Origin of the sequence: Methanoculleus marisnigri JR1 (assembly GCF_000015825.1) — an archaeon.
GTDB classification, from domain to species: Archaea; Halobacteriota; Methanomicrobia; order Methanomicrobiales; family Methanoculleaceae; genus Methanoculleus; species Methanoculleus marisnigri.
In genome coordinates, this window is sequence record NC_009051.1 from 935,550 (window position 1) to 955,765 (window position 20,216).

Consider the following 20,216-nt stretch of genomic DNA (forward strand, 5'->3'; position numbering starts at 1 on the left):
GGTTCCTTGCCCTTCCCCGGCCGGCTCCTCATCGGTGGCTCCGGCGGTGCCCGGGTTTCGCGGGATTTTGAGGCGATGTCTTCCGGAATGGGTGCGGCGAAAACAGGTACTCATTAAAAGAATGACATCGTACCCTTCACGAGCCAGACAGATTCATAATTGTCTTATTCACCTGGGGGCCGACCGTGCAGACCGAAACCGAAGCCAACCAACGTTTTGCCGCCCAGCTACCCCGCAACCTCGCGGGAAACGTCGCCTACTTCCTGGCGAATGTTGTTATCGGCGTTCTTCTGGTTCCATACTTCATCGACACACTCGGGGTCGCAGCCTATGGGCTTATCCCGCTTGCGACCTCGATCACGGGGTACGTGGCGATTGTCGTGCAATCGCTCAACACCTCGGTCTCCCGGTTCCTCACCGTCGACCTTCAGCGGGAGGATTATGTAGCAGCAAACAGGACCTTCAACACCGCGCTCTTCGGGCTTACTGCGGTCATCCTTCTGATGGTCCCGGTCGTCCTCGCGGTCGCTTACTTCGCTCCATCGATCTTCAACGTCCCGGCCGGACAGGAGGCCGGCGTGACTCTCCTCTTCCTCGGGGTCTCCGCCTCCTTCCTGATCCGGGCCTGGAGCGGGAACTTCACGGTCCAGCTCTTTGCCTACAACCGTCTCGACTTGCAGAACTTCGTCAATATAACAAACGTTGTAGTCCAGGCCGGGATGATCGTCCTCCTCTTCGCTCTCTTCGGCCCCGATCTCGCCCTCGTCGGCGGCGCGTACCTGGCCGGGGCGGTGGTGGCTTCCGTGGTTTCGATCGCCCTCGCCCGGGGGGTCTGTCCCCATCTTCGGGTCTCGATCCACGCCTTTGACCGCAGGAGAGTGAAGGACCTCTGCGGGATGGGGTGGTGGGTGGTCATCAACCAGGTCGGCTCCCTCCTCTTTCTCCAGATCGATCTCATCATCGTGAACCTCCTCTTCGGGTCGACGTCCGCCGGGGAGTACGCGATCGCTCTCCAGTGGGTGGTGCTTCTGCGGGCGGTCGCCGGAGTGCTCTCCGGCGTCCTGACGCCGACGATCCTCTCCTGTTATGCCCGGGAACAGACCGGAACCCTGATCCGGGTCACGAAGAGCGCCGTCAAACTGATGGGGCTTGCCATGGCCCTACCGATTGGCGTCGTCTGCGGGCTTGCCCCGCAGCTCCTCACGGTCTGGGTTGGGGAGCAATTTACCTCCCTTGCCCCGCTGATGGTCCTCCTGACGGTGCACCTCGCGGTCAACCTCGCGGTGCTGCCCCTCTTCCCGATCAACGTCGCCTATAATCGGGTGCGGGTGCCCGGGCTGGTGACCTTCTTTATGGGGATCGGGAATTTCGGCCTTGCGATTGCCCTCCCGCTGCTGACAGGGTGGGGCTATTACGGCGTCGCGGCCGCGGGGGCGATTGTCCTCACGTTGAAGAACGCTTTCTTCACCCCCTGGTATGCGACGAGGGTGCTTGGGGTTGGGGTCCACACCTTCACGCGGTCGATGCTCCCGGGGATCGTTGCGACGGTTATCGTCGGGGCCGCGGCGGCAACCCTGGGTGCCGTCGTCCAGCTTCCCGCTCTGATTACGCTCGCCGTTGTCGGTGCGGCTATCGCCCTCGTCTACCTTTGGATGGTCTGGGCGTTCGGCCTCAGTGGGTATGAACGGAGGCTCTTTGAATCCTACCTTCCTCAGCACTCAGGAGAATGATTGCGTGAAATCGCCTGTCATTACAAGCGTTGTTGAACACGATCTCTGCATCGGCTGCGGCCTCTGCGCCGCCCTCTGCCCGCAGGGTATCCTTGCGATGCAATGGAATTGCTACGGGGAGTATAACCCGGTGGAAACATCGCCTTGCACCACAGAGTGTGGCCTCTGCCTGAAGGCCTGCCCTTTTGCAGACTCCGGGGAGAACGAAGACACCATCGCGAAGCGGCTCTACGGTGCGGTCCCGGGCATCCGGCACCGCTCCGAGACCGGTTACTACCTCGCCTCGTACGTCGGCTACTCCGAAAGACACCGGCCGACCAGCGCCTCGGGAGGGATGGCGACCTGGCTCCTGGAGACCCTGCTTACCGAGGGCGTCGTCGACCACGTCATCTGCGTCTCCCCCACCGGCGACCCGGAGAGGCTTTTTTCCTTCCAGGTCTTCGATACCCCGGAGGATGTGCGCACCGGGGCCGGCTCGGCCTACTACCCGGTGGAGATGTCAGAGGTTATCAGGCAGGTCCTCGAGGTGCCGGGGCGCTACGCCGTCACCGGCCTGCCCTGTTTCCTCAAGGCGATCCGGCTTGCCCAGCAGCGGAACAAGAAACTCCGGGAGCGGATCGTCGTCACCGTCGGTCTTACCTGCGGGCAGTTGAAGAGCAGGCAGTTCACGGAGTATATCGCCGACCTCGCCGGGGTGCGGGGGGAGGTGGCCGGGGTGCGCTACCGTGGGAAGAGCCAGGACCAGCCGGCGAATAATTTCTACTTCTCTTTCACGACTGCCGATGGCAAAGAGCGCAGGCTCTTCTGGAACGAGGGGATCGCCGAGGCCTGGAGGAACCGGTGGTTCACGCCGGAGGCCTGCAACTACTGCGACGATGTCTTTGCCGAATGCGCGGACGTCACCTGCATGGACGCCTGGCTGCCGGATTTCTCCGGTGATCCCGGGGGTACCAGCCTGCTGATAGTGCGATCTGGTGAGATGTTGAATTTGATTGAAGAATGCTGTGCTTTCGGTAAAATATCCGTTGCATCCATCAACATCTCTCGCGTCGTTCGGAGTCAGAGGAGTGTGATTACAATTAAAAAAAGTCATCTTGCATATCGTTTGTACCAAGATGAACTTCTTCGGAAAGTTTTCCCAAAAAAACGAATTCGCTCGAGTAGCAACCTCAGTGAACTAGAAAGGTGGAAATGCAAAACAATCTGTGCAATGCAGAGGCAGAGCAGAGAATTTACCCTCAAAAATGGATGTTATCTGAAGGACGGTGCGAGCTCCCTAAAAGGTGAAATGTACTGGGATCTCATGCAGTTGCGTTTAATCAGGTTTTTGAGCTTTCCTTTTCGAGCCGTTCGTTATGGCCTGGAGTTGGTGGCGCAAACATTAGATCGGAGATAGATCCGATTCGAGGTACTTCGCAAACAGGTATCCATTCAATAATGATTTTTCTTTCACTTCTGGAATAACATTTTCAAGGTGTTTCTTAATGCTACTTCTATCAGACCATACGGTTTCAGCTACTGATTTCAGGACATCGCTGTCCAATTTATTAATATCTATGATATATCGTTCCAGACCAAGTGTTTTTCCAACAATTCCATGAATTTTGTGGCTGTAAGATATTCCTATTGTCGGTACGCAGAGGGATGTCGCAGCAATCGTGGCATGCATTCGTGATCCGATGAAAACATCGCATAACCCGATAATTCCTTTCAATTCTGCGGCAGAGTATTCATTGGTGATCTGGAAAACATGTTGACGATTCTGAACTTTTTCCATGACTTTTTGAATAATAATTCGGTCGTCAACATCTTTTGAGTATACATGCGGAATTAAGAGAACGCTCGCCTCTTTAGTTTCGATGAGATAATCGATTACATCCGCTATTGACTGCACATAGTGGTCTTCGGATTTTTCAGGGTCATTAAAATATCTGCTTATCAATCCGCTGGGATTTACCCCGATAATCGGGTCTGGAATGCGTGGAATTCCTTCTGAGCGGAGTATTTCATCGATTCTCGAACGCGGTGCAGGAGGCAAAACGAACGCAGGATCTGCAGTCACGAATATCTTTCCCGCATCTATACCAAGATCGATTAGATATTCTTTGGAGAGTTCTTCCCGGACTAAGATCAGTTTGGCGTTCCTGAAGATATATCTCCCCACCAGGCGATTTACAGAATACCTGTAGTATCCGAGGCTTTCTGCAAACAACACCACTGGTTTGTCAAGTAAAAGCGGATATAGAAGGTTTAGAAAACTGTTTCCTATGATTTTCTCTCCGCTTAGCTGGTCCCCTCCGCTATTAACAACAACATCCACTCCATTGTATATGCTTAATTTTGATTTCTTCGAAACACTTACAGCAAAACCACATCGACGCAACGCACGTATCCCCACGCATTCTATAAGATATAACCATGGATATGGGGATCTCGTTGGGTTTCTTGCAATCTGGGGGACTATTTGGTTTTCGTCGTCTCCCTCTGATCCTACATTAATAAATTTTATATCGTCTCTAAAATCCTGGATAACCTTTTTCGTCGAAATAACCAATGCTTCATTGCCTTTATTCGTAACCCCTACATTCAACAAAAGGGCTATCATTGGTTATTTTTATTATCTCTTTGTTGTTATGTAATTGTCGTTTTGCGTGAGCGCCCCTCAAAATAATTCGAGTTGTATCTGCTCTTATCCTGTGCATTTCACGCTTTGTATTCAAGTTCTCTTACCCTCTCATGATACATCTCCCAAATCTGGGTGCAGAACGCTTGTTCTCGCTGATATTTTTATCAGCAAAACTTCTCTTTAAAGCCTGGAGTACACATCTACAATCTCCTTCCCGATGTTCTCCCATGTAAACCTCTCTATATATTGGAGGATTGCTTTTCTGTCCCATTCCCTCTCTAATGCTACCTGAATCATCTCCGCCAGATCCTCGGAATTGGCAGGGTCGACCAGCAGGCCGTACTCCTTTGAAATGACGACCTCCTCGCTCCCACCGTTCCGTGTCGCGACAACGGGCTTTCCGCATGCCATGGCCTCGATCTGAACGACACCGAAACTCTCTCTCAGGCTCGGCAGGACAAATAGATCGCAGGCATTCATCCAAGTGGCGATCTCGTCGTGGGGCTTCCCGCCGACAAGCACGACATAGTCCTCCAGCCCGAGCGAGCGAATCTGGCGCTTGAGGGTGGTGCGGAGTTTCCCGGCACCGACGATCACGCACAGGATGTCTTTTCTTTCCCGAATGACCCTCTGGACGGCTTCGATAAGGTGCGTCTGGCCCTTGACAGGTTCCAGGTTCCCCACTGTGAGGATGATCTTCTTATCCTGGGGAAGGTTTAGTGCTTTCCTGCACTCTGATGAGTCGCGAGGGTAGAACCGCTCGCTCCTGAACCCATTGGGTATAACCGTGACTGGCGTGGAGACGTCCAGTTTCTGGATGCACGCAAGATTGCTCTGGCTGACAGTGACAACATGGTCTGCGGTGTTGAGAACGTATTCGATCTTTTCCCGCCACTCGTTGTCTTCAAAGGGGAGGGAGTAAACATCGTAACCGTGTCCGGTGACAACGAAGGGGATACCGCATTCCTCCTTGAGGCGGGCACCAACGTAGCCGGCGGACCAGGTGAAGTGGGCATGGATGAGATCGAATTCGGCCCCATACTTTTGCATAAGAGATTTAGCACAAGAATAGTGCCTCTCACCCAATTTTTTGTAGTCATGATCTGTGGGAAGATACCAGATAGGAGTTGGATGCACTTGCACATTCTCCGGGATCCCGGTCCGGTCTATCTTATACGCAGAGGAAAAGCGCTCGACCTGCGGAATCGGGAGAAAATTTCCTATTTCAGCAAACGGATTTACCCGAACGTAGACATTTACTGATGAAACATGAGGAGCAAGTGCCTCGGTCGGATCTTTCTGGAAATTATTATAGGAATGACTGATCACAGCCAGATTCATACTATTTATTTCACCCTTCAAGGACATGGCGTCGTGAAACTCCTCAATAAGCCCCTTTTCCAATCCCCAGGTACACAATCCCCTCGCCGCCCGCAAACAGGTTCTTCCCGTCCACGACCACCGGCGAGACCCATGATGGTGATCTTTGCCCCGTAGAGGCGCTTGCCGACCTGCCGAAGACCGCGCTCGGCGAGGTTGATGGCGTGCATCTTCATGAACTCGTTGATCTCGCCGGAGGTCTCGATGAAGCAGTGCTGTTTCGTGGCAGCATGACCGGAGGGATGACTGGTTAGAGAGCCTGCATACGCAGTGGCGTTCATGGTGTATCACCAGAGATCGAAGCGCAGGAATATTGCACCCCGGAGTGTTCCTTCATCATGGTAAAACTCTGGGGGTAGTTCACGATGAACCAGACCAAGAACGCAGTAACATCAACTTTGTCGCTCAATAAGCGCTTTCGTTTCTCTCGCCCTTTTTCCTTGAGGTCTGGATCTTGCAACAATTCCAATGCCTTTTGAATCGACTCCGTCTGGCTTAATCCATCCAGCTTGAAATTATAGACGAGATCATACTCTCTCTCCTCTTCGTCGGTATAGCCACGACCGGCGAAGTCACAGAATATCGCATGGGTCCCCAAAACAGCGCACTCAGACGCCATGGTTGCGCTCTCACCGTAGAGGAGGGTTGCATAGTAGAGTAGATCATGCATTTTCTCTGGAGAAACCGAGATGCGATAATTCTCAAATTCGTCCGGAAGGGGCTTTTCTGAGGTAATGAACACGCGCCCGTACTTTTCAAATTCATGGATGGCTTTTCGCTTGGTATCCAGCGTAAGGCCGTGCTGCCCGACATCATGGCTCGCCTGCCATGAGACGAAACGAACGATGATGAAAGGGTCGCCCTCGGCAAGATCGAGTTCGGTGAGGACGGCGGGGTTGGGGATGAAGTGGTTTGGGTGGAGGTAGGCGAGCTCGTGGTAGCCGTTGTAGCGGACCTGTTTCGGGCCGATGTCGTCACAGTAGCACGAGGGAGTACAGATGACACTTGCGAAGGGAAATGTGACCCTGTTTCCAAATTTTGCATGCTCGGTGTCGGTAAATATTACAGATGGCTTTCTCAGCATCATTGCGGCGTGAGCTATAGAAGGGTTCCCGACGCCAAGCAAAATATCCGGACGAAATTTACGGGAAATTTTAAACACTTCTATACTGCGGGAGATCCATTCCCAAATCAGGTTTGTATTCCCTGTTTTTCCACTGCCCGTTTGTACAAAGTTGAAGCCATACCTGCGCAGGAGTTGCAACGTGATCTCTTTGTCCCTTGCAGTGATCTTGACTTCATGCCCTCGGTATCTCATCTCCCGGATGAAATTTTTGAATAGATGTACGTGGCCGGGGTGGCCCATATCGATAAGTAATCTCATCGAGTTCTCCCGTACTCCGTATCTGTCACGGTCAGTACCATCCGCCATTCCTCTCCGCCTGCATATCGAACAGCATCGCAAAGAGCAGGAACTGCGCTCCCAGGCCGAAGACAAGAATTGCAATAACCGCCGGGACGAAGATGGGGTATCCCTGGATAAACTTGAAGTGCAGGGCGTAGACGCCGACCAGCAACCCGAGAACCGTAAAGATCGTACCGAAGAAGTAGTAAAACACCAGCGGGTGGAATCCCATGACGACGTACTTCGTCTTCATCCTCCAGAGGAAGTCTTTCAGGAGAAGCCTGGAGAGCTTCACGATGTAACGGCCGTACCGGATCCCGGATTGCTCGAGCCCGTAGCGTGCAGGGTGCGGGACGTTCTTCACCCGGAACCCGTAGACGTTGAGCCGCACGAGGATGTCGTTGCAGTAGCCGTACCGTGGGTAGACGGCATCGAGGGGTATCGTCTCGAGCGCCCGCCGTGAGATTGCCGTGTAACCGTTCTGCGGGTCCATCAGCTGCCAGTAGCCCGAAGCGATCTTCGTGAGCAGGGTCAGTGCCGCGTTCCCGACAAACCGCCATCGGCTCATATCCTTACGGAACTCGGGGTTGATCAGCCGGTTCCCAACAGCGTAGTCGGCCTTTTCGTCAACGACCGGATCCAGCAACCTCGGGAGGAACGCCGGGTCCATCTGGTTGTCGCCGGCCATGACGGCGACGATGTCCATCCCGTCCGCAAGCGCCGCCGTATAACCGGTGACGATCGCCGCCCCGACACCGGAGTTCATCTCGTGCCGGAGGGAGACGATCCGCGGGTCACGTGCCGAACGCTCCCTGATCTCCGTGGATGTCCTGTCCGTGGAGCAGTCGTCCACGACGTAGACCCGGTCCACGCACTCCGGCATGGTATCGAGCGTCGGCCCGATCAGGAGTTCCTCGTTATACGCAGGGACGACCACTGCGATCCGGTGTTCTCGGTACATGACGACAGCGCTCCGTCTGCACCCGCAGGCAGGTGCCGGAGAATTTCCGGCTGCCCTGCCGGGGTGCATTACTTGCTACCTATATTCTCTTGTGGTCAGGGATAACCATATCGCTTTTTAAAACAATTTATCCGCTCCCTGTTGGTTAAAAACGGTGTATTTCATCAGAAAATTGCGGTTTTGATGCTGGATACGGATCGGGCGTGGCCGTACATTCTCTATCCTGCAAATGCCGCGCGATCCGCGTACTCTGGATGCCGGACTTGAGCCTCCCGGATCTCCAGCGCTCGTCGGGAGCCGTTTGGGGGTATCACGGCGTTGTGCTGTTCCTCTCTTTATTCATACTGCCTGGATATACTTTCCGCATTCGAATGAAGGAATTTTTACGAAGATATTAAAATTGGCGAGTCAAAACGGTACTAATCTAGGGATCAACTCCTCTTTATGCATTCAGGGCGGTTATCATGAGTTCACGACGACGAAAGTCAACAACAAATCCTCAGCCCGATCGGGTAGAGGAAACCCGGGACATGCCGGAGCAGGGAGTGGTATCCGGGTTCCTGAGCAATAACCTCATACCGGTGCTCATCTTCCTCTTCGCGCTCTTCCTTACCTTGACGTTCTCGAATCCGGCGCTCTTCTTAAACGACGAGTGGATCACCGTCAACCAGCTTCACCAGCTCGGAGAGGGTCACCAGGTAACCGTGAACGAGGGGAAGTACGGCACGTTCCTGAACGGGACGCCGGGCCCCTACTTCCAGGCCCGCCATAACCTCCTCGGCTACACGATGATGCTCCCCGTTCTCTCGCTTCCTGCGCTCTGGTTCTTCGGCCTCTTCGGCGACCAGTTCAGGCTGGCTATCGTGCTCCTCTGGTCGTTCCTCCCGGTCGCGATGGCGGTGCTGGTCGACGCTTACCGGCCGCAGTATGCACGGTGGCACGGGGTCCGGTGGATCTGGCTCGTGATCGGTGCGGCGTTCGCAGGACTGCTCGCAAACCTTGCCCTCTACTACCCGTGGCCGTTCACCGCGCCGGACGCGCCTATTGAGACCGCAGCGGTGATCTTCACGAACCATCTTCTCTTTGCCGCGCTCGCGGTGATGATCTATCTCATCTGCAGGACCCTCTTCGAGGATACCTGGTTCTCCATCTTCGGGACGATCGCCTGCATCTCCTGTTCATCCTATGTCTTCTGGGCAGCGAACGCAAAGGACCACATGCTGCTGATAGCGATGACCGCGGCGGTCGTCCTCTTCCTGGTGCGCTACATCCGGTACGGGAGTCTCCGGGATGCCGCGCTCGGGTTTGCATTCATCGGGCTGCTCGCGTGGGCGAGACCTGAGGTCGGGTTCACGGTCTTCGTCTTTGCCGTGCTCTACTACGTCGCGCTCCAGGTCTCCCGTGGCCTCCTGCAGAAACGTCCGGTGGAGGCTGTCAGAGCGCTCTGCATACCCCTTGCTACGATCATAGGGGCCATCCCCCTGCTCATAAACAACGCTCTCGTGACCGGAAATCCCCTGGTGCCCGCGTTCTACGTCTACGAGAAGAAGATCCTCGCCGGTGCTTCGGGGGAGGAGATCATCGGTGCGGGCGAGGCCGTAAACGGTGTCGTCCAATCGGTCCCGGCACCGCCGGGAGGGATCTCGGGTTTCCTCTCGGTCCTTGCAAATCACTTCTCGCCGTCGTGGTCGACCCTGCCCGGTGATATCTTTGGCATCCTCTTTGCTCCCGCATCCGGGAACATGAGCCTCGTCGCGATCTCGCCGCTGATCGTCCTCGCGATCATCCTGCTCCCGGTGATCTACCTGGACTGGCGGAGGGGGGAGCGGCCGCAAAACCTCGCGGCGGTGGCCTTCCTCGCCGTCATAGCCTGCGCCGTCTGGGTCGCCTATATCCGGAGCCTTCCGGGGCTGAACGCCAGCCACGGCATCGTCCCGGATATCCGGTATCTCGCTCCCTTCTATCTGCCCGCGGGGCTGCTCGGGGTCTACGCCATGTCGCGTTTTAACGGCGAATATGGCTCCCGGAAGAGGACGCTCCTGCAGATAGCCGTCCTTGCGGTCTCCGCCCCGGTGCTGCTTGTCGTCATGATGCTCATTCATCCCACCGGCGCTCAGTATGCTGACTACGTAATGTTCTTCACGAGAATCTCGTTCGTGCTGCTTGCTGTAACTCTCATCCTCATCGCGGCGAGAAAACGGTTTGAAATATCGCACGCCTGGATTGCGGCGGCCCTGCTCCTGCTTATAGCCATCCCGTTCGCATGGCAGCTGATGATGGTCTTCCTCTACTCCGCGGCGAAGTTCAATGGCTATCCTCTCTGGATCCCGCTCGTTGAGACGCTCTACGATCACTTCATCGTGGTTTCGACGCCGGACCTCCCCTGAACCTGGTGTCTCTTCTGCGTCGGTCGTCGCGAAGTTGATGCAGGGGAAAATCCCTCTTTTAACACCTGAAAGCGTTTGTTCGGGGTATCTTCATTTGAGGAAGGGCGACACCTTCATTACTTGCTATTCCTCCCATCCTCGAGGATCTCCCGGCACGGTATACAGACTCAGATCTATCTTGCCGGGAGCATTTTTGTGTAAAGCTTCTGCCATTCAGGTCATAGCCGGAACCAGCGTCTGAAAAACTCTTCTCCTGGCATCGCTTCGTGAGGGAGAGCGACTGGCCGTATGGTGTGACGGACAACATCCGGAACTTGAGAAGCCATCAGGCTTCGATGAGCAGGCAAAAACGTGAAGAGCCTCCTCAGCGAAGCCGTCTGAAAACCCGGACGGAAGGGGAGATCCCCTCCTGCATCCTCGGAGAACTTCGTTCTTCCTGAACCCCCTGACCGCCCGTGTGGGTCCCCTTGAGTCTAATATCCAGGTGCTTCGTCTATCCTGATTTACACTCTGTATCGGGGCACCATCAACGGTTGGGCCTGCGGCTGTACAACAGTCCCGCTGAGGTGGGTTTTTCGGGATCCTTCAGCGCCTTCTGCCTGTCCGGCTACGCTCAACAGGAACGTTCATGCCGGTGTAGCAGATGGTGCCCGGTATCCGGTCAACCGTAGGATGGAGATGCCGACTGTAAACGATACGGCACAAAAAAATAGGTTTAGGGGAGTAGGTTAATCGGCTCGATGGCGGGCGGAACCGTCTTCTTGATCGGGTAAACGGCACCGGCGGCCGGCTGCAGGTTCACCGTAAATGCCTTGTTTACTCCCGGGTTCGGGACGGCCACTACGAGCTCGAACTGTTCGCCCGGCTCAAGGAGCATGTCGCTTGTACCGTCGTCGGAGTTGTACCGCTCCACAACTGCCCACTCGTTAGCCGCTATGCTGCTTTCATCAGCCGCATAGGTCAGCACATCGTGGTGATCTTCATCCACGTAGGTGACAACCATCTGTTTTACATCGATGGCCGTTCCACCGGCGGTGTTCGCAACAACGAACGTGATGGAGCCTAAGGTTGATAGGGAGGCACTGTCCTGCAGTCCATAGACGTAGCCGACGATCTCCATGCTGGAGCTGGCCTGGCTTACACCTGTGTGGACGACTTCCTGGCTCTTCTGTGTCGTGAAGAAGCCAGCGCCGAGCACGACGTACGAGAAGACCGCGGCCACGACGATGAACGCGATCAGGACGATCGCCGCCTCAAGCCCGGTGAATGCATTATCGTTGAATTGTCTCTTCATTTACATCACCCTCTCAGTAGACCTCGTAGTATTTGCCGTCCTCCAGGCTCGGCGGAGCGTTCCGCTCGAGCGGGTAGGCCGCACCCTGGTCGGGCCGGATCTCGACGATGAACTTGTCGTTCGCGGTGATTGAAACCACGTCCGGGGTGATGGTCACCTTTACGAACTCGAATTTCTCGAGGAGATTGTTAGCGGTCGTTGTTACGTCTTTACCGTCTTTGTACCACTTCATGTCGGCCGATATGTCGGCATACGTAAAGGTCTCCAGGTCATCTTTGGTCGAGACAACATAGGTCACCTTTTGCATGTCGATCGGCGATCCGCCGGCTGCCAGCTGGAGATAGAACGTGATGGTATCGACCTCGCTGCTCGAGGCCTGTATGACAACAGGTCCCGACACTTCCATGTTCGAGCTCGCCTGGGCCACACCCGTGTGGACGACCTCCTGGCTCTTCTGTGTCGTGAAGAAGCCGGCGCCGAGCACCACGTACGAGAAGACTGCGGCCACGACGATGAACGCGATCAGGACGATCGCGGCCTCAAGGCCGGTGAATGCATCTTCGTTTCTCATCATTTTGCTCATGAAACGTTTCCTCCTGTTACCGGAGTCCGAATGAGCGTTTCATCCGGAACAATACGGTTCTTTTGAGTATATGCGTAAGCCTGTATAAAAAGTTATTCAAACAGTAGGGGATTTGAAAACTGCCGTTTTTGATAATGAATCCGTATAAAATCGCTTTTAACGGCCTGCATCGGTCTCAGACAAGTATTTGTAGCCGGAGGTACAACGATACCTGTACCGAAAAACCACGCGGATGACCGCCCCGTTTTGGAAAAAACGTTTCGAAATGGGAAATATAATGCAATTTCCGGGTACCGGAAACGGAGGGGCGGATCGGCCGCACGGGATGGTCCCAATCGGGGGGAAAGGAAGGAACTGGATATGACGAAGAAGCAGGATTTTATCTACGTTTTTCTGGGAATTGCGGTCGTCCTCGTGATGGCCCTGATCATCAAGCCGGCGGCGACCGGCGAACTGCCGGGCTTATGGGGGTCCGGGGAACCGGAGCCGGGAATAACCCCGACCTGGACGCCCACGATACCCACCACGGTGCCGACGCCCACGCCGGTGCCCACCTGGGACGGGAAGCCGCGGCCGGTCGGGTTCGTCGACCCGGGGACCTACCAGATTCCGATCGAGGAGAACCACCTGAACATGACCGCCCCGCCGGGGGCCGTGGCCGGGCCCGGCATCACCCGGTGGGTGACTTACGCGACGATCGACGGGCAGTGGTCGGGGACGACCGGGATCATCCGGGTCCCGTTCCCGATGTGGCGGCTCGACTACTCGGATATCACGACCTCAAACGACGAGATCCCGCTCTTCAACTGCCAGGTGATGGACGCCGAAGACCCGAACCGGTTCGTCCGGGTCGTCACCCTCAACTTCGCCGACTTCTTGGGGACGAAGGAGAACCCCGATCTCAGGAAGCAACAGTGGGTGAGCACCTTCTACGAAGGATATCATGATTACTACTTCGTCATCAACACCCGGCGCATCGACTCCTACCACTTGAAGATCCAGGTGCCGGAGACGTACCTGGATGCATGAGACGGGTGCGTGAAACTGGAATCTTTTAGGGGGGTGCGCACGGTCCCCCGGGAGCATCTCCTCCCCGTTTCCAACCTGCACGGGATGGTGCTCCTGCTCCTGCCCGAAACCCTTCGGTTTTCTCAAGCTCCGGACTCGCAACTCGCACCTCCGGTGCTCGAACTCCGTTCGCACCCGACGGTGCTCAAGCTCCGGCCTTCCGGCCCGTCGCATTCCCATGGAACGTCGTTCCTACCGATGCTCCTGCTCCGCTCCTCGAAGACCTTCGGTCTTCTCGAACTCCTGCCCTTCGGCCAGTCGTTTTTAGGGAAAAAATTCTTGGGGCCGTCACTGCCCGGCGAGCCAGTGCCGGGCGATGAACTCCCGCACGATCTGCGCCGCCACCGCCGCCGTCTGCCCGGTATCGAACGGCGCGACCTCAACGTAATCGAAACCCGCGACCTCGGGCGCGAGGGCACGCACGACCTCCCGGATATCGAGCGGCGTCATCCCGAACGGTTCGGGCGTCCCGAGGCCGGGGGTGAGACAGCAGTCGATCGCATCTGCGTCGATCGAGAGGTAGATCCTCCTCCCCGCAACGTGCTCCCGGACCTCCCGGAGGACGGCGTCGATCCCCTGTTCCCGCACCGTATCGGCGGTGTAGAGGCGCGTCCTCTCCGCCGCAATCTCATACTGCTCGCGATCGCCGCTCCGGGCACCTATGATGACGACGTCTTCGACCGTATCGAGGACGCGCCGGGTGACGCACCCATGACTGTAAGGCGTCCCGTCGAGTTCGTCCCGGAGATCCAGGTGGGCGTCGCAGACGACGTAGACATCCGGCCGGACGGCCCGGACCGTGCCGACAGTCGCGGTGTGCTCGCCGCCGAGCATCACCGGCACCTTGTTGTCGCGGACGATATCCCCCGCGACGTCCGCCACCTGCCCGGCGACCTCCTCGGGCAGCCGGGAGACCGCAAGGTCGCCGAGATCCGTGATCGGCACTTCAGAAAAGTCTATTTTGGTCGCGGGATCGTAGGACTCGAAATTGAACGAGACCTCCCGGATCGCCCGGGGCCCGAACCGCGTCCCCGGCCGAAACGACGTCGTACCGTCGTAGGGCACGCCGAAGACGGCGTAGCGGGCATCCTCGTATGACGCATCCGCATCCGCAAAATGGAGATGGGCGAGTTCGTGCATGCCCGTTTTCGTAAGCCAGAAAAGGTCACTCAAGTTTCTTCTTGCCCAGGGATGATATGTACGGGATCTCCTTACCCGGCTCGAGTCCGGCGACCTGCTCTTCGGTCACGTTGAGCTCGAACATATCGAAGTCCTTGACGTCCATAAGCTGGACTGTCGTGCCGGCGATCGAGATGACCTGTGCCATCTTCCGCTCCACTATGGGCACGTAGGTCTTTGCCGAGACCGGCTGGACGATCGAGCGTTTGACGCCGTCGAAGATGCCGATACAGTCGATTCGGGACTTTGCCGCTCCGTGCTTCCCGGGCTTGGAGGTAGCGATGGAGACAATCCTGCAAGGTTCATCCTCTACGACGACGTAACGTCCCTCTTTCAGTTTCCCAACTTCTGTCTGTTCCTTCATATTGCCTCACTCGGTAAACGCGTGATTAATGTATCTGGATTACAGTACATAAATACACCGTAGAATAAGGGACGGGACGAGGAGAGTTGATGGAGTTCATCCGGGCGTGTGAAGACGTGGCGGGGGCGGTACGCGATGCAATAGCAGGCATGGTCGGAACGCCGGAGGCAGGGGCGTACGTCAAGATGGGCGCGGACGGCACGCCCACGAAGAAGATCGACCAGGTGGCTGAAGAGATCATCGTGGACTACTTCACGTGCCACCCGTTCTGCCGGCGCCTGATCAGCGAGGAACTCGGGTGCGCCGAGATGGGCGGGGAGAGCGGAACCATCTTCCTCGACCCGGTCGACGGCACCTACAACGCCGTGGTCGGGATCCCCTTCTACGCCCTCTCGATTGCGTATGCAGAAGAAGGGGTCGTGCAGGCGGGATACGTCCAGAACCTCGCCACGGGCGAGACCTTCCACGCTGTCCGGGGCCGGGGCGCCTGCCTCGACGGGCGGCCCATCCGCGTCTCGGGGGTATCGCTCCTCGAAGAGAGCGCCATGAGCGTCTACGGCCGGAAGTTCGACCCGACGCGTGTCCAGATGATCGGCCGGAAGATCCGGCGGTGGCGCCTCCTCGGCGCATCGGCGCTCGAGCTCTGCTACGTCGGGTGCGGCCGCATCGACGGTTTCATCGACGTGCGGGGAACGCTCCGGGTCACCGACGCGGCGGCGGGGATGCTGGTCTGCGAGGAAGCCGGCGGGAAGGTCTCCGATCTCGAAGGAAATGCCCTTGTCTTCCCCGACGAGGTATCCGTCGGGCGGAGCCTCGTCGCCACGAACGGGATCGTGCACAACAAGGTTGTCGAGTACCTGAGGTGAACCGCGCATGAAGATCGTCCTTGTATCGCGTATCGACGAGGCGGATGCGCTCCGTTACACCGCGTCGCTCGCCCGGGAACTCGAAGGTCTGGGCCACGAGGTTGCTCTCGAAGAGGGCACGGCGGCACACCTCGGGGAAGGGGGTATTTCGTTTGAGGAGATCGACGGCGACCTGGTCGTGGTCGTCGGCGGCGACGGGTCGGTTCTCCTCACCGTCCACCAGATGAAGAAGCAGGTTCCGGTTCTCGGGATCAACTGGGGCGAGGTGGGATTCCTCGCGGATCTGGAACCCGACGAAGCAGGAACGTTCTTCGCCGCCCACACGGAAGGGTTTCATATCGAGCGCCGGATGCGGGTCAGCCTCTCCGTCAACGGGGTACCGCTCGGCGATGCCCTCAACGAGGGGCTCGTCGTCACCGATCGGCCGGCGAAGATGCTCCGGTTCGGCGTTTACGTCGACGGCACGCCCGCGGAGCGGTTCCGGGCCGACGGCCTGCTCGTATCGACCCCGACCGGATCGACCGCATACGCCATGAGCGCGGGAGGGCCGATCGTCGACCCGCAGATCGAGGGTTTCCTCCTCGTGCCGCTCGCGCCGTATATGCTCTCGTCCCGCCCCCATCTCATCAGCACCGGGAGGAACCTCGAGATCACCCTCGAGACCGAGAAACCGGCGCACCTCGTCATCGATGGGCAGAGCACGTTCGAACTCGAAAAAGAGGCTACCCTCACGGTCAAGAAGTCGGATCAGCCCGCCCTCTTCGTCCATACGGGCAAACCGTTCTTTGAGAAGGTGAACCACAAACTGCGCAACCTCTGACCCTGCCGATACCTCGAACAAAGATTTTATGAGTGACCGCGGGGATTATCTGCACAGAGGAGTGAGCACGATTATGGAAGACCAGATGCGCACGGAGATCGCCTATCCGGAGATCGCGGAGACGCTGAAGAAATCCCTCGACCTGCGGGGCTCACCGGTCGCGGTGAAACTCGCAAAGAACCCCGAAGGCATCCCCGAAGGGGTCGGGCCGATCGACGAGACTGTCCGCCACTGCCAGATGATCACCCGGGCGCGATTGAACGGCGAGATCTTCTACGCGACCGCCGACAAACACGTATGCATGGGGGGTGGCTGGGCCCTCGGGCTGAAGGAACTCACGCCGAGCCTCCGCTCGGGAGAGTTCTACTACAAACTCGGCAAGTTCGAGAGCTGGGCCGCCTGTATGCGGACCATCCGGCAGGTGCCGCACGTCCCGGAACTCGAGACGTATGCGACCGTCTATGCGCCGCTTGAGAAGACGCCGTTCGACCCGCACGTCGTCGTCATCGTTGCCGAACCACGGGCGATGCTGAAACTCGCGCAGACGACGCTCTACCTGCTCGGAGGACGGATCGAGTCCACGATGGCGGGGATCCAGTCGGTCTGTGCGGACGCGACCGCGCTGCCCTACCTCACCGGAAAGATCAATTACTCGCTCGGGTGCGACGGTTCGCGGCGGTTCTCGGGGATCGAGGACAACGAACTCGTCATGGGCATCCCCGCCGAGCTCCTTCCCGAGTTTGCCCGGGCGCTTCCGGTCGTCACCGCTGCACCCGGGTCGGTGAAGTAACAAAGCCCCCCTCTCTATTTTTACGGTACACCTCCCCGTCGAAGGACTGTTCCCGGGTATAAGGCTTATCACCCCGGCAGGTCAACTATTCAGCAGGTGGTTTTTTTTGCAGGTATCCATGAAGCTCGAGATGAGGGACCAGCCCGGACAGCTGGTCGCAGCCCTCCAGCCGATCTCGGCTGTCGGGGGAAATATCATCGCGGTTATCCACCAGCGGGAGACGCCGGCGGCTACGGAGACGCTGGACGTCCAGATCGTGCTGGAACTTCCCGAGGGCCGCCTTGAGAAACTCCTTGAACTGCTCCGGGAGCAGGGCGTCAACGTCGTGCGCATCGGCGAGGAGCGGCTCCTCTACGAATGCACGCTGATCACGATCGGGCACCTGATGCACACGGATCTCTCCGACACGGTCGACCGGATCGACACGACCGGCTCGGCCGAGGTGACGGATCTCTCTCTTGCCATGCCCGCGATCAGTTCCCCGTCGTCGGCCCGCATCACCATCCGTTCGACCACCCGCGAGGAGATGAAGAAGGCTATCCGGATCCTGCGCAGCGTTGCGGAGCAGAAGGATCTCCTCATCATCGAGCCCCTGGAGGATGCATGATGCGGATCGCCATACTCGGGTTCGGTTCCGTCGGCCGGGGGATCGCCCGGGCAATCCTTGCAAAAAACCTCGATATCACCGTCACCGGTCTTGCCGACTCGCGGAGCGGGGTCATCGACCCGGCCGGGATCGACATTGCGGCGGCGCTTGCCAAGAAGGAGGGAGGTGGCCCCTGCGGCAGCCCGGACGTCAGCCCCGCGGACGTGGTGGCGAAGGCGGATTACGACGTCCTCGTCGAGGTGACCCCGACGAACGTGGAGGACGGCGAACCGGCGCTGGGCCACATGCGGGCGGCCCTCCGGCGGCAAAAGCACGTCGTCACCTCGAATAAAGGCCCTATCGCCCTCGCCTACCCGGAACTCCGGGATCTTGCAGCGGCAAACGGCGTCTTCCTGAAGTACGAAGCGACGGTCTGCGGGGCGATCCCGCTCATCCACGCGATGCAGGAGGGGCTTGCGGGCAACACCATCTCCAGGCTTTACGGGGTCTTCAACGGCACCTGCAACTACATCCTCACCCGGATGGCCGAGGACAGCCTCACCTACGAGCAGGCCCTTGCCGAGGCCCGGGAACTCGGGTATGCCGAAGCCGACCCCACCTACGACGTCGAGGGGATCGATGCGGGCGTTAAACTGGTCATCCTCGCAAACACCATCCTCGATATGCGGACCACGCTTGATGACGTGGAGAGGACGGGGATTACCCTCCTGACACCCGAAGCCCTGCGGCTTGCGGAGGATCAGGACTGCACCATCCGGCTGATCGGCGAGATCGTCCCGGAGGCTGGAGTGCTCCGCGTCTCGCCGCGGATCGTCGCAAAAGCGCACCCGCTCGTCGTCGAAGGAACGCTCAACGCGGTCACGGTGGGGACGGACCTCGCCGGGGATCTGACGTTCATCGGGAAGGGCGCGGGCTCCATGGAGACCGCCAGCGCCGTGATCGGCGACCTCCTCTACATCCGTGATCGGCATGTCCAGGGTTCTTGAACGGAGAAAACAGTACCTGCGGCTGATGCGTCAGGCGACGCTTGAGAGTGGCTACTTCACGGTGGCCGATATCGCTGAGGCGACCGAGACCCCCCGGAGCACCGTCCAGGACTGGGTGAACCGCCTCATCGAGGAGGGCTGCGTCCTCATCACGGAGGAGCAGCGGGGGCGGCACGCGGCGCGGTATGCGGCGACCAGCGTGATGCCGGAGAGCGCCTGCCGCCGGGTCTTCACCACGATCGACGGCGGCGAGGTCGAGATCTACCATGAGTGCATGAGCGGGGGATGTGCAGCGTTCTGCGAGTTCCATCACGCCCGTGCCGGCGGCGCCCTGCAGTCCGTCCGCCGGGACGGGACGCTGCTCCGCGAGCGGGCGAGCCTCGGGCGCCGGGAGGTGGCCGTCGGGCTCGATCCCGCGCCGGCAGTCGGGATCGTCGGTGTCTTCCACGAGGACGGCTACATCCGCCAGCAGATCCGGTGTATCGGCGGTCCGGCCTACTCGCTCACCGATATGATGTCTTTTGCGGAGGGCGTCTGCGGCGTCACCGTCTGCCGCGAAGGGCCGGTGGTCGAGGGCGAGGTGGTCACCCGGGCGCTCGCCTACGTCGCCGTCGGGATCGACGACACCGATACCGGGACTGAGGGTGCGACCTTCGCCCTCGCCCTCGCCCTCCTCCAGCACCTCGCGAAACTCGACGGCGTCATGCCGATCGGCCACCGTGTCGCGATGCTCAACCCCCGGCTCGAGGCCCGGACGGCCGGGAACTCGTGCAGTTGCATCGAGCTCGCGGTGGAGCCCGGGTTCGTGCCGCGGATCGAGGAGTCCGCCGTGCGGTTCGTCGCCGGCGAGGCGGCGTCCCCCGAGTGGGGCATCGCCGTCCGGCAGGGTTTCCGTGTTCCCGGCGCGCTCCGGGCATACGGGAGGAGCGCGAGAGAGTCGGTGATCGACCGGGAAGCGGCTGAGAAAACCGCCGGACTCTTCGGAGCACATCTCTACGGCGGCCGGGGCGTCATCGGGGCGCTCGCGGCGGTCTCGCTCATCGGGCTCCCCCACGATGTGCTCCTCGATCCCGGACGGGACGTCTGCACCGGTTGGGAGCCGGTGGAGTGAGGAAGGCAGCGAGTTTGGGAGACCAAAGTGAGGGTTTTGTTGCCTGTAGCGGTTGTCTT

General features: G+C 58.4%; 19 protein-coding genes. 10 read left to right on the forward strand and 9 right to left on the reverse strand.

Features of this window, described 5'->3' with window-relative positions:
• Nucleotides 1-185 precede the first annotated feature (185 nt).
• Together MEMAR_RS04690 and MEMAR_RS04695 are read left to right on the forward strand one after the other, a co-directional pair.
• Nucleotides 186-1,730: an oligosaccharide flippase family protein gene (locus tag MEMAR_RS04690; RefSeq protein ID WP_011843798.1), complete on the forward strand. Its 1,545-nt coding sequence runs from the start codon at nucleotides 186-188 to the stop codon at nucleotides 1,728-1,730.
• Entirely contained in the window at nucleotides 1,681-3,126 is a 1,446-nt protein-coding gene (locus MEMAR_RS04695) for a Coenzyme F420 hydrogenase/dehydrogenase, beta subunit C-terminal domain (RefSeq protein ID WP_394295775.1), read from the forward strand. The genes MEMAR_RS04690 and MEMAR_RS04695 overlap by 50 nt, the downstream gene beginning before the upstream one ends.
• Here MEMAR_RS04695 and MEMAR_RS12695 read toward each other — a convergent pair.
• The 5 genes from MEMAR_RS12695 to MEMAR_RS04710 form a co-directional block, all read right to left on the reverse strand.
• On the reverse strand, nucleotides 3,112-4,335 hold the full coding sequence (locus tag MEMAR_RS12695; protein ID WP_011843800.1) for a polysaccharide pyruvyl transferase family protein: 1,224 nt from the start codon (nucleotides 4,333-4,335) through the stop codon (nucleotides 3,112-3,114). The genes MEMAR_RS04695 and MEMAR_RS12695 overlap by 15 nt on opposite strands.
• Nucleotides 4,336-4,536: 201 nt before the next feature.
• Nucleotides 4,537-5,697, reverse strand: a complete 1,161-nt coding sequence (locus tag MEMAR_RS04700) for a glycosyltransferase family 4 protein (RefSeq protein WP_011843801.1) — start codon at nucleotides 5,695-5,697, stop codon at nucleotides 4,537-4,539.
• A gap of 17 nt (nucleotides 5,698-5,714) precedes the next feature.
• Nucleotides 5,715-6,017, reverse strand: a complete 303-nt coding sequence (locus MEMAR_RS13090) for a hypothetical protein (protein WP_011843802.1) — start codon at nucleotides 6,015-6,017, stop codon at nucleotides 5,715-5,717.
• Entirely contained in the window at nucleotides 6,014-7,120 is a 1,107-nt protein-coding gene (locus MEMAR_RS04705) for a DUF354 domain-containing protein (RefSeq protein ID WP_011843803.1), read from the reverse strand. Before MEMAR_RS04705 ends, MEMAR_RS13090 begins: the two co-directional genes overlap by 4 nt.
• 31 nt (nucleotides 7,121-7,151) lie before the next feature.
• A complete protein-coding gene (locus MEMAR_RS04710) occupies nucleotides 7,152-8,102 on the reverse strand; it encodes a glycosyltransferase family 2 protein (RefSeq protein WP_011843804.1) in 951 nt (316 codons plus the stop codon).
• A 530-nt stretch (nucleotides 8,103-8,632) separates the two neighbouring features.
• Between MEMAR_RS04710 and MEMAR_RS04715 the strand changes: the two genes are divergently transcribed.
• The gene (locus tag MEMAR_RS04715) at nucleotides 8,633-10,489 is read left to right on the forward strand and encodes a glycosyltransferase family 39 protein (RefSeq protein WP_048063755.1); all 1,857 of its coding nucleotides are present in this window, start codon (nucleotides 8,633-8,635) and stop codon (nucleotides 10,487-10,489) included.
• A gap of 715 nt (nucleotides 10,490-11,204) precedes the next feature.
• On the opposite strand, the gene MEMAR_RS04720 is transcribed toward MEMAR_RS04715, so the two are convergent.
• Both MEMAR_RS04720 and MEMAR_RS04725 read right to left on the reverse strand, forming a co-directional pair.
• The gene (locus tag MEMAR_RS04720) at nucleotides 11,205-11,783 is read right to left on the reverse strand and encodes an archaellin/type IV pilin N-terminal domain-containing protein (RefSeq protein ID WP_011843806.1); all 579 of its coding nucleotides are present in this window, start codon (nucleotides 11,781-11,783) and stop codon (nucleotides 11,205-11,207) included.
• Nucleotides 11,784-11,796: 13 nt separating this feature from the next.
• Nucleotides 11,797-12,357 carry an archaellin/type IV pilin N-terminal domain-containing protein gene (locus MEMAR_RS04725; protein ID WP_245526653.1) on the reverse strand — a complete coding sequence of 187 codons (561 nt, stop codon included), beginning with the start codon at nucleotides 12,355-12,357 and terminating at the stop codon, nucleotides 11,797-11,799.
• Between the two features lie 369 nt (nucleotides 12,358-12,726).
• Here MEMAR_RS04725 and MEMAR_RS04730 point away from each other — a divergent pair, with 369 nt between their 5' ends.
• Nucleotides 12,727-13,395 (forward strand): hypothetical protein, encoded by a 669-nt coding sequence (locus MEMAR_RS04730; protein ID WP_011843808.1) that lies wholly within the window; start codon nucleotides 12,727-12,729, stop codon nucleotides 13,393-13,395.
• 327 nt (nucleotides 13,396-13,722) lie between these two features.
• Here the strand turns inward: MEMAR_RS04730 and speB are convergent, their stop codons facing one another.
• Both speB and MEMAR_RS04740 read right to left on the reverse strand, forming a co-directional pair.
• A complete protein-coding gene (gene speB, locus MEMAR_RS04735) occupies nucleotides 13,723-14,574 on the reverse strand; it encodes an agmatinase (protein ID WP_011843809.1) in 852 nt (283 codons plus the stop codon).
• A 25-nt stretch (nucleotides 14,575-14,599) separates the two neighbouring features.
• Nucleotides 14,600-14,977, reverse strand: a complete 378-nt coding sequence (locus tag MEMAR_RS04740) for a translation initiation factor IF-5A (RefSeq protein WP_011843810.1) — start codon at nucleotides 14,975-14,977, stop codon at nucleotides 14,600-14,602.
• An 89-nt stretch (nucleotides 14,978-15,066) separates the two neighbouring features.
• Here MEMAR_RS04740 and MEMAR_RS04745 point away from each other — a divergent pair, with 89 nt between their 5' ends.
• From MEMAR_RS04745 to MEMAR_RS04770, 6 genes are all read left to right on the forward strand, one after another.
• Nucleotides 15,067-15,843: a bifunctional fructose-bisphosphatase/inositol-phosphate phosphatase gene (locus MEMAR_RS04745; protein ID WP_011843811.1), complete on the forward strand. Its 777-nt coding sequence runs from the start codon at nucleotides 15,067-15,069 to the stop codon at nucleotides 15,841-15,843.
• Between the two features lie 7 nt (nucleotides 15,844-15,850).
• A complete protein-coding gene (locus MEMAR_RS04750; RefSeq protein ID WP_011843812.1) occupies nucleotides 15,851-16,663 on the forward strand; it encodes an NAD(+)/NADH kinase in 813 nt (270 codons plus the stop codon).
• A gap of 73 nt (nucleotides 16,664-16,736) precedes the next feature.
• Nucleotides 16,737-17,453 (forward strand): DUF169 domain-containing protein, encoded by a 717-nt coding sequence (locus MEMAR_RS04755; protein WP_011843813.1) that lies wholly within the window; start codon nucleotides 16,737-16,739, stop codon nucleotides 17,451-17,453.
• 118 nt (nucleotides 17,454-17,571) lie between these two features.
• On the forward strand, nucleotides 17,572-18,060 hold the full coding sequence (locus MEMAR_RS04760) for an amino acid-binding protein (RefSeq protein WP_011843814.1): 489 nt from the start codon (nucleotides 17,572-17,574) through the stop codon (nucleotides 18,058-18,060).
• Nucleotides 18,060-19,046, forward strand: a complete 987-nt coding sequence (locus MEMAR_RS04765; protein ID WP_011843815.1) for a homoserine dehydrogenase — start codon at nucleotides 18,060-18,062, stop codon at nucleotides 19,044-19,046. Before MEMAR_RS04760 ends, MEMAR_RS04765 begins: the two co-directional genes overlap by 1 nt.
• Nucleotides 19,030-20,157, forward strand: a complete 1,128-nt coding sequence (locus tag MEMAR_RS04770) for a helix-turn-helix domain-containing protein (protein WP_048063756.1) — start codon at nucleotides 19,030-19,032, stop codon at nucleotides 20,155-20,157. The genes MEMAR_RS04765 and MEMAR_RS04770 overlap by 17 nt, the downstream gene beginning before the upstream one ends.
• The last annotated feature ends 59 nt before the right edge of the window (nucleotides 20,158-20,216 follow it).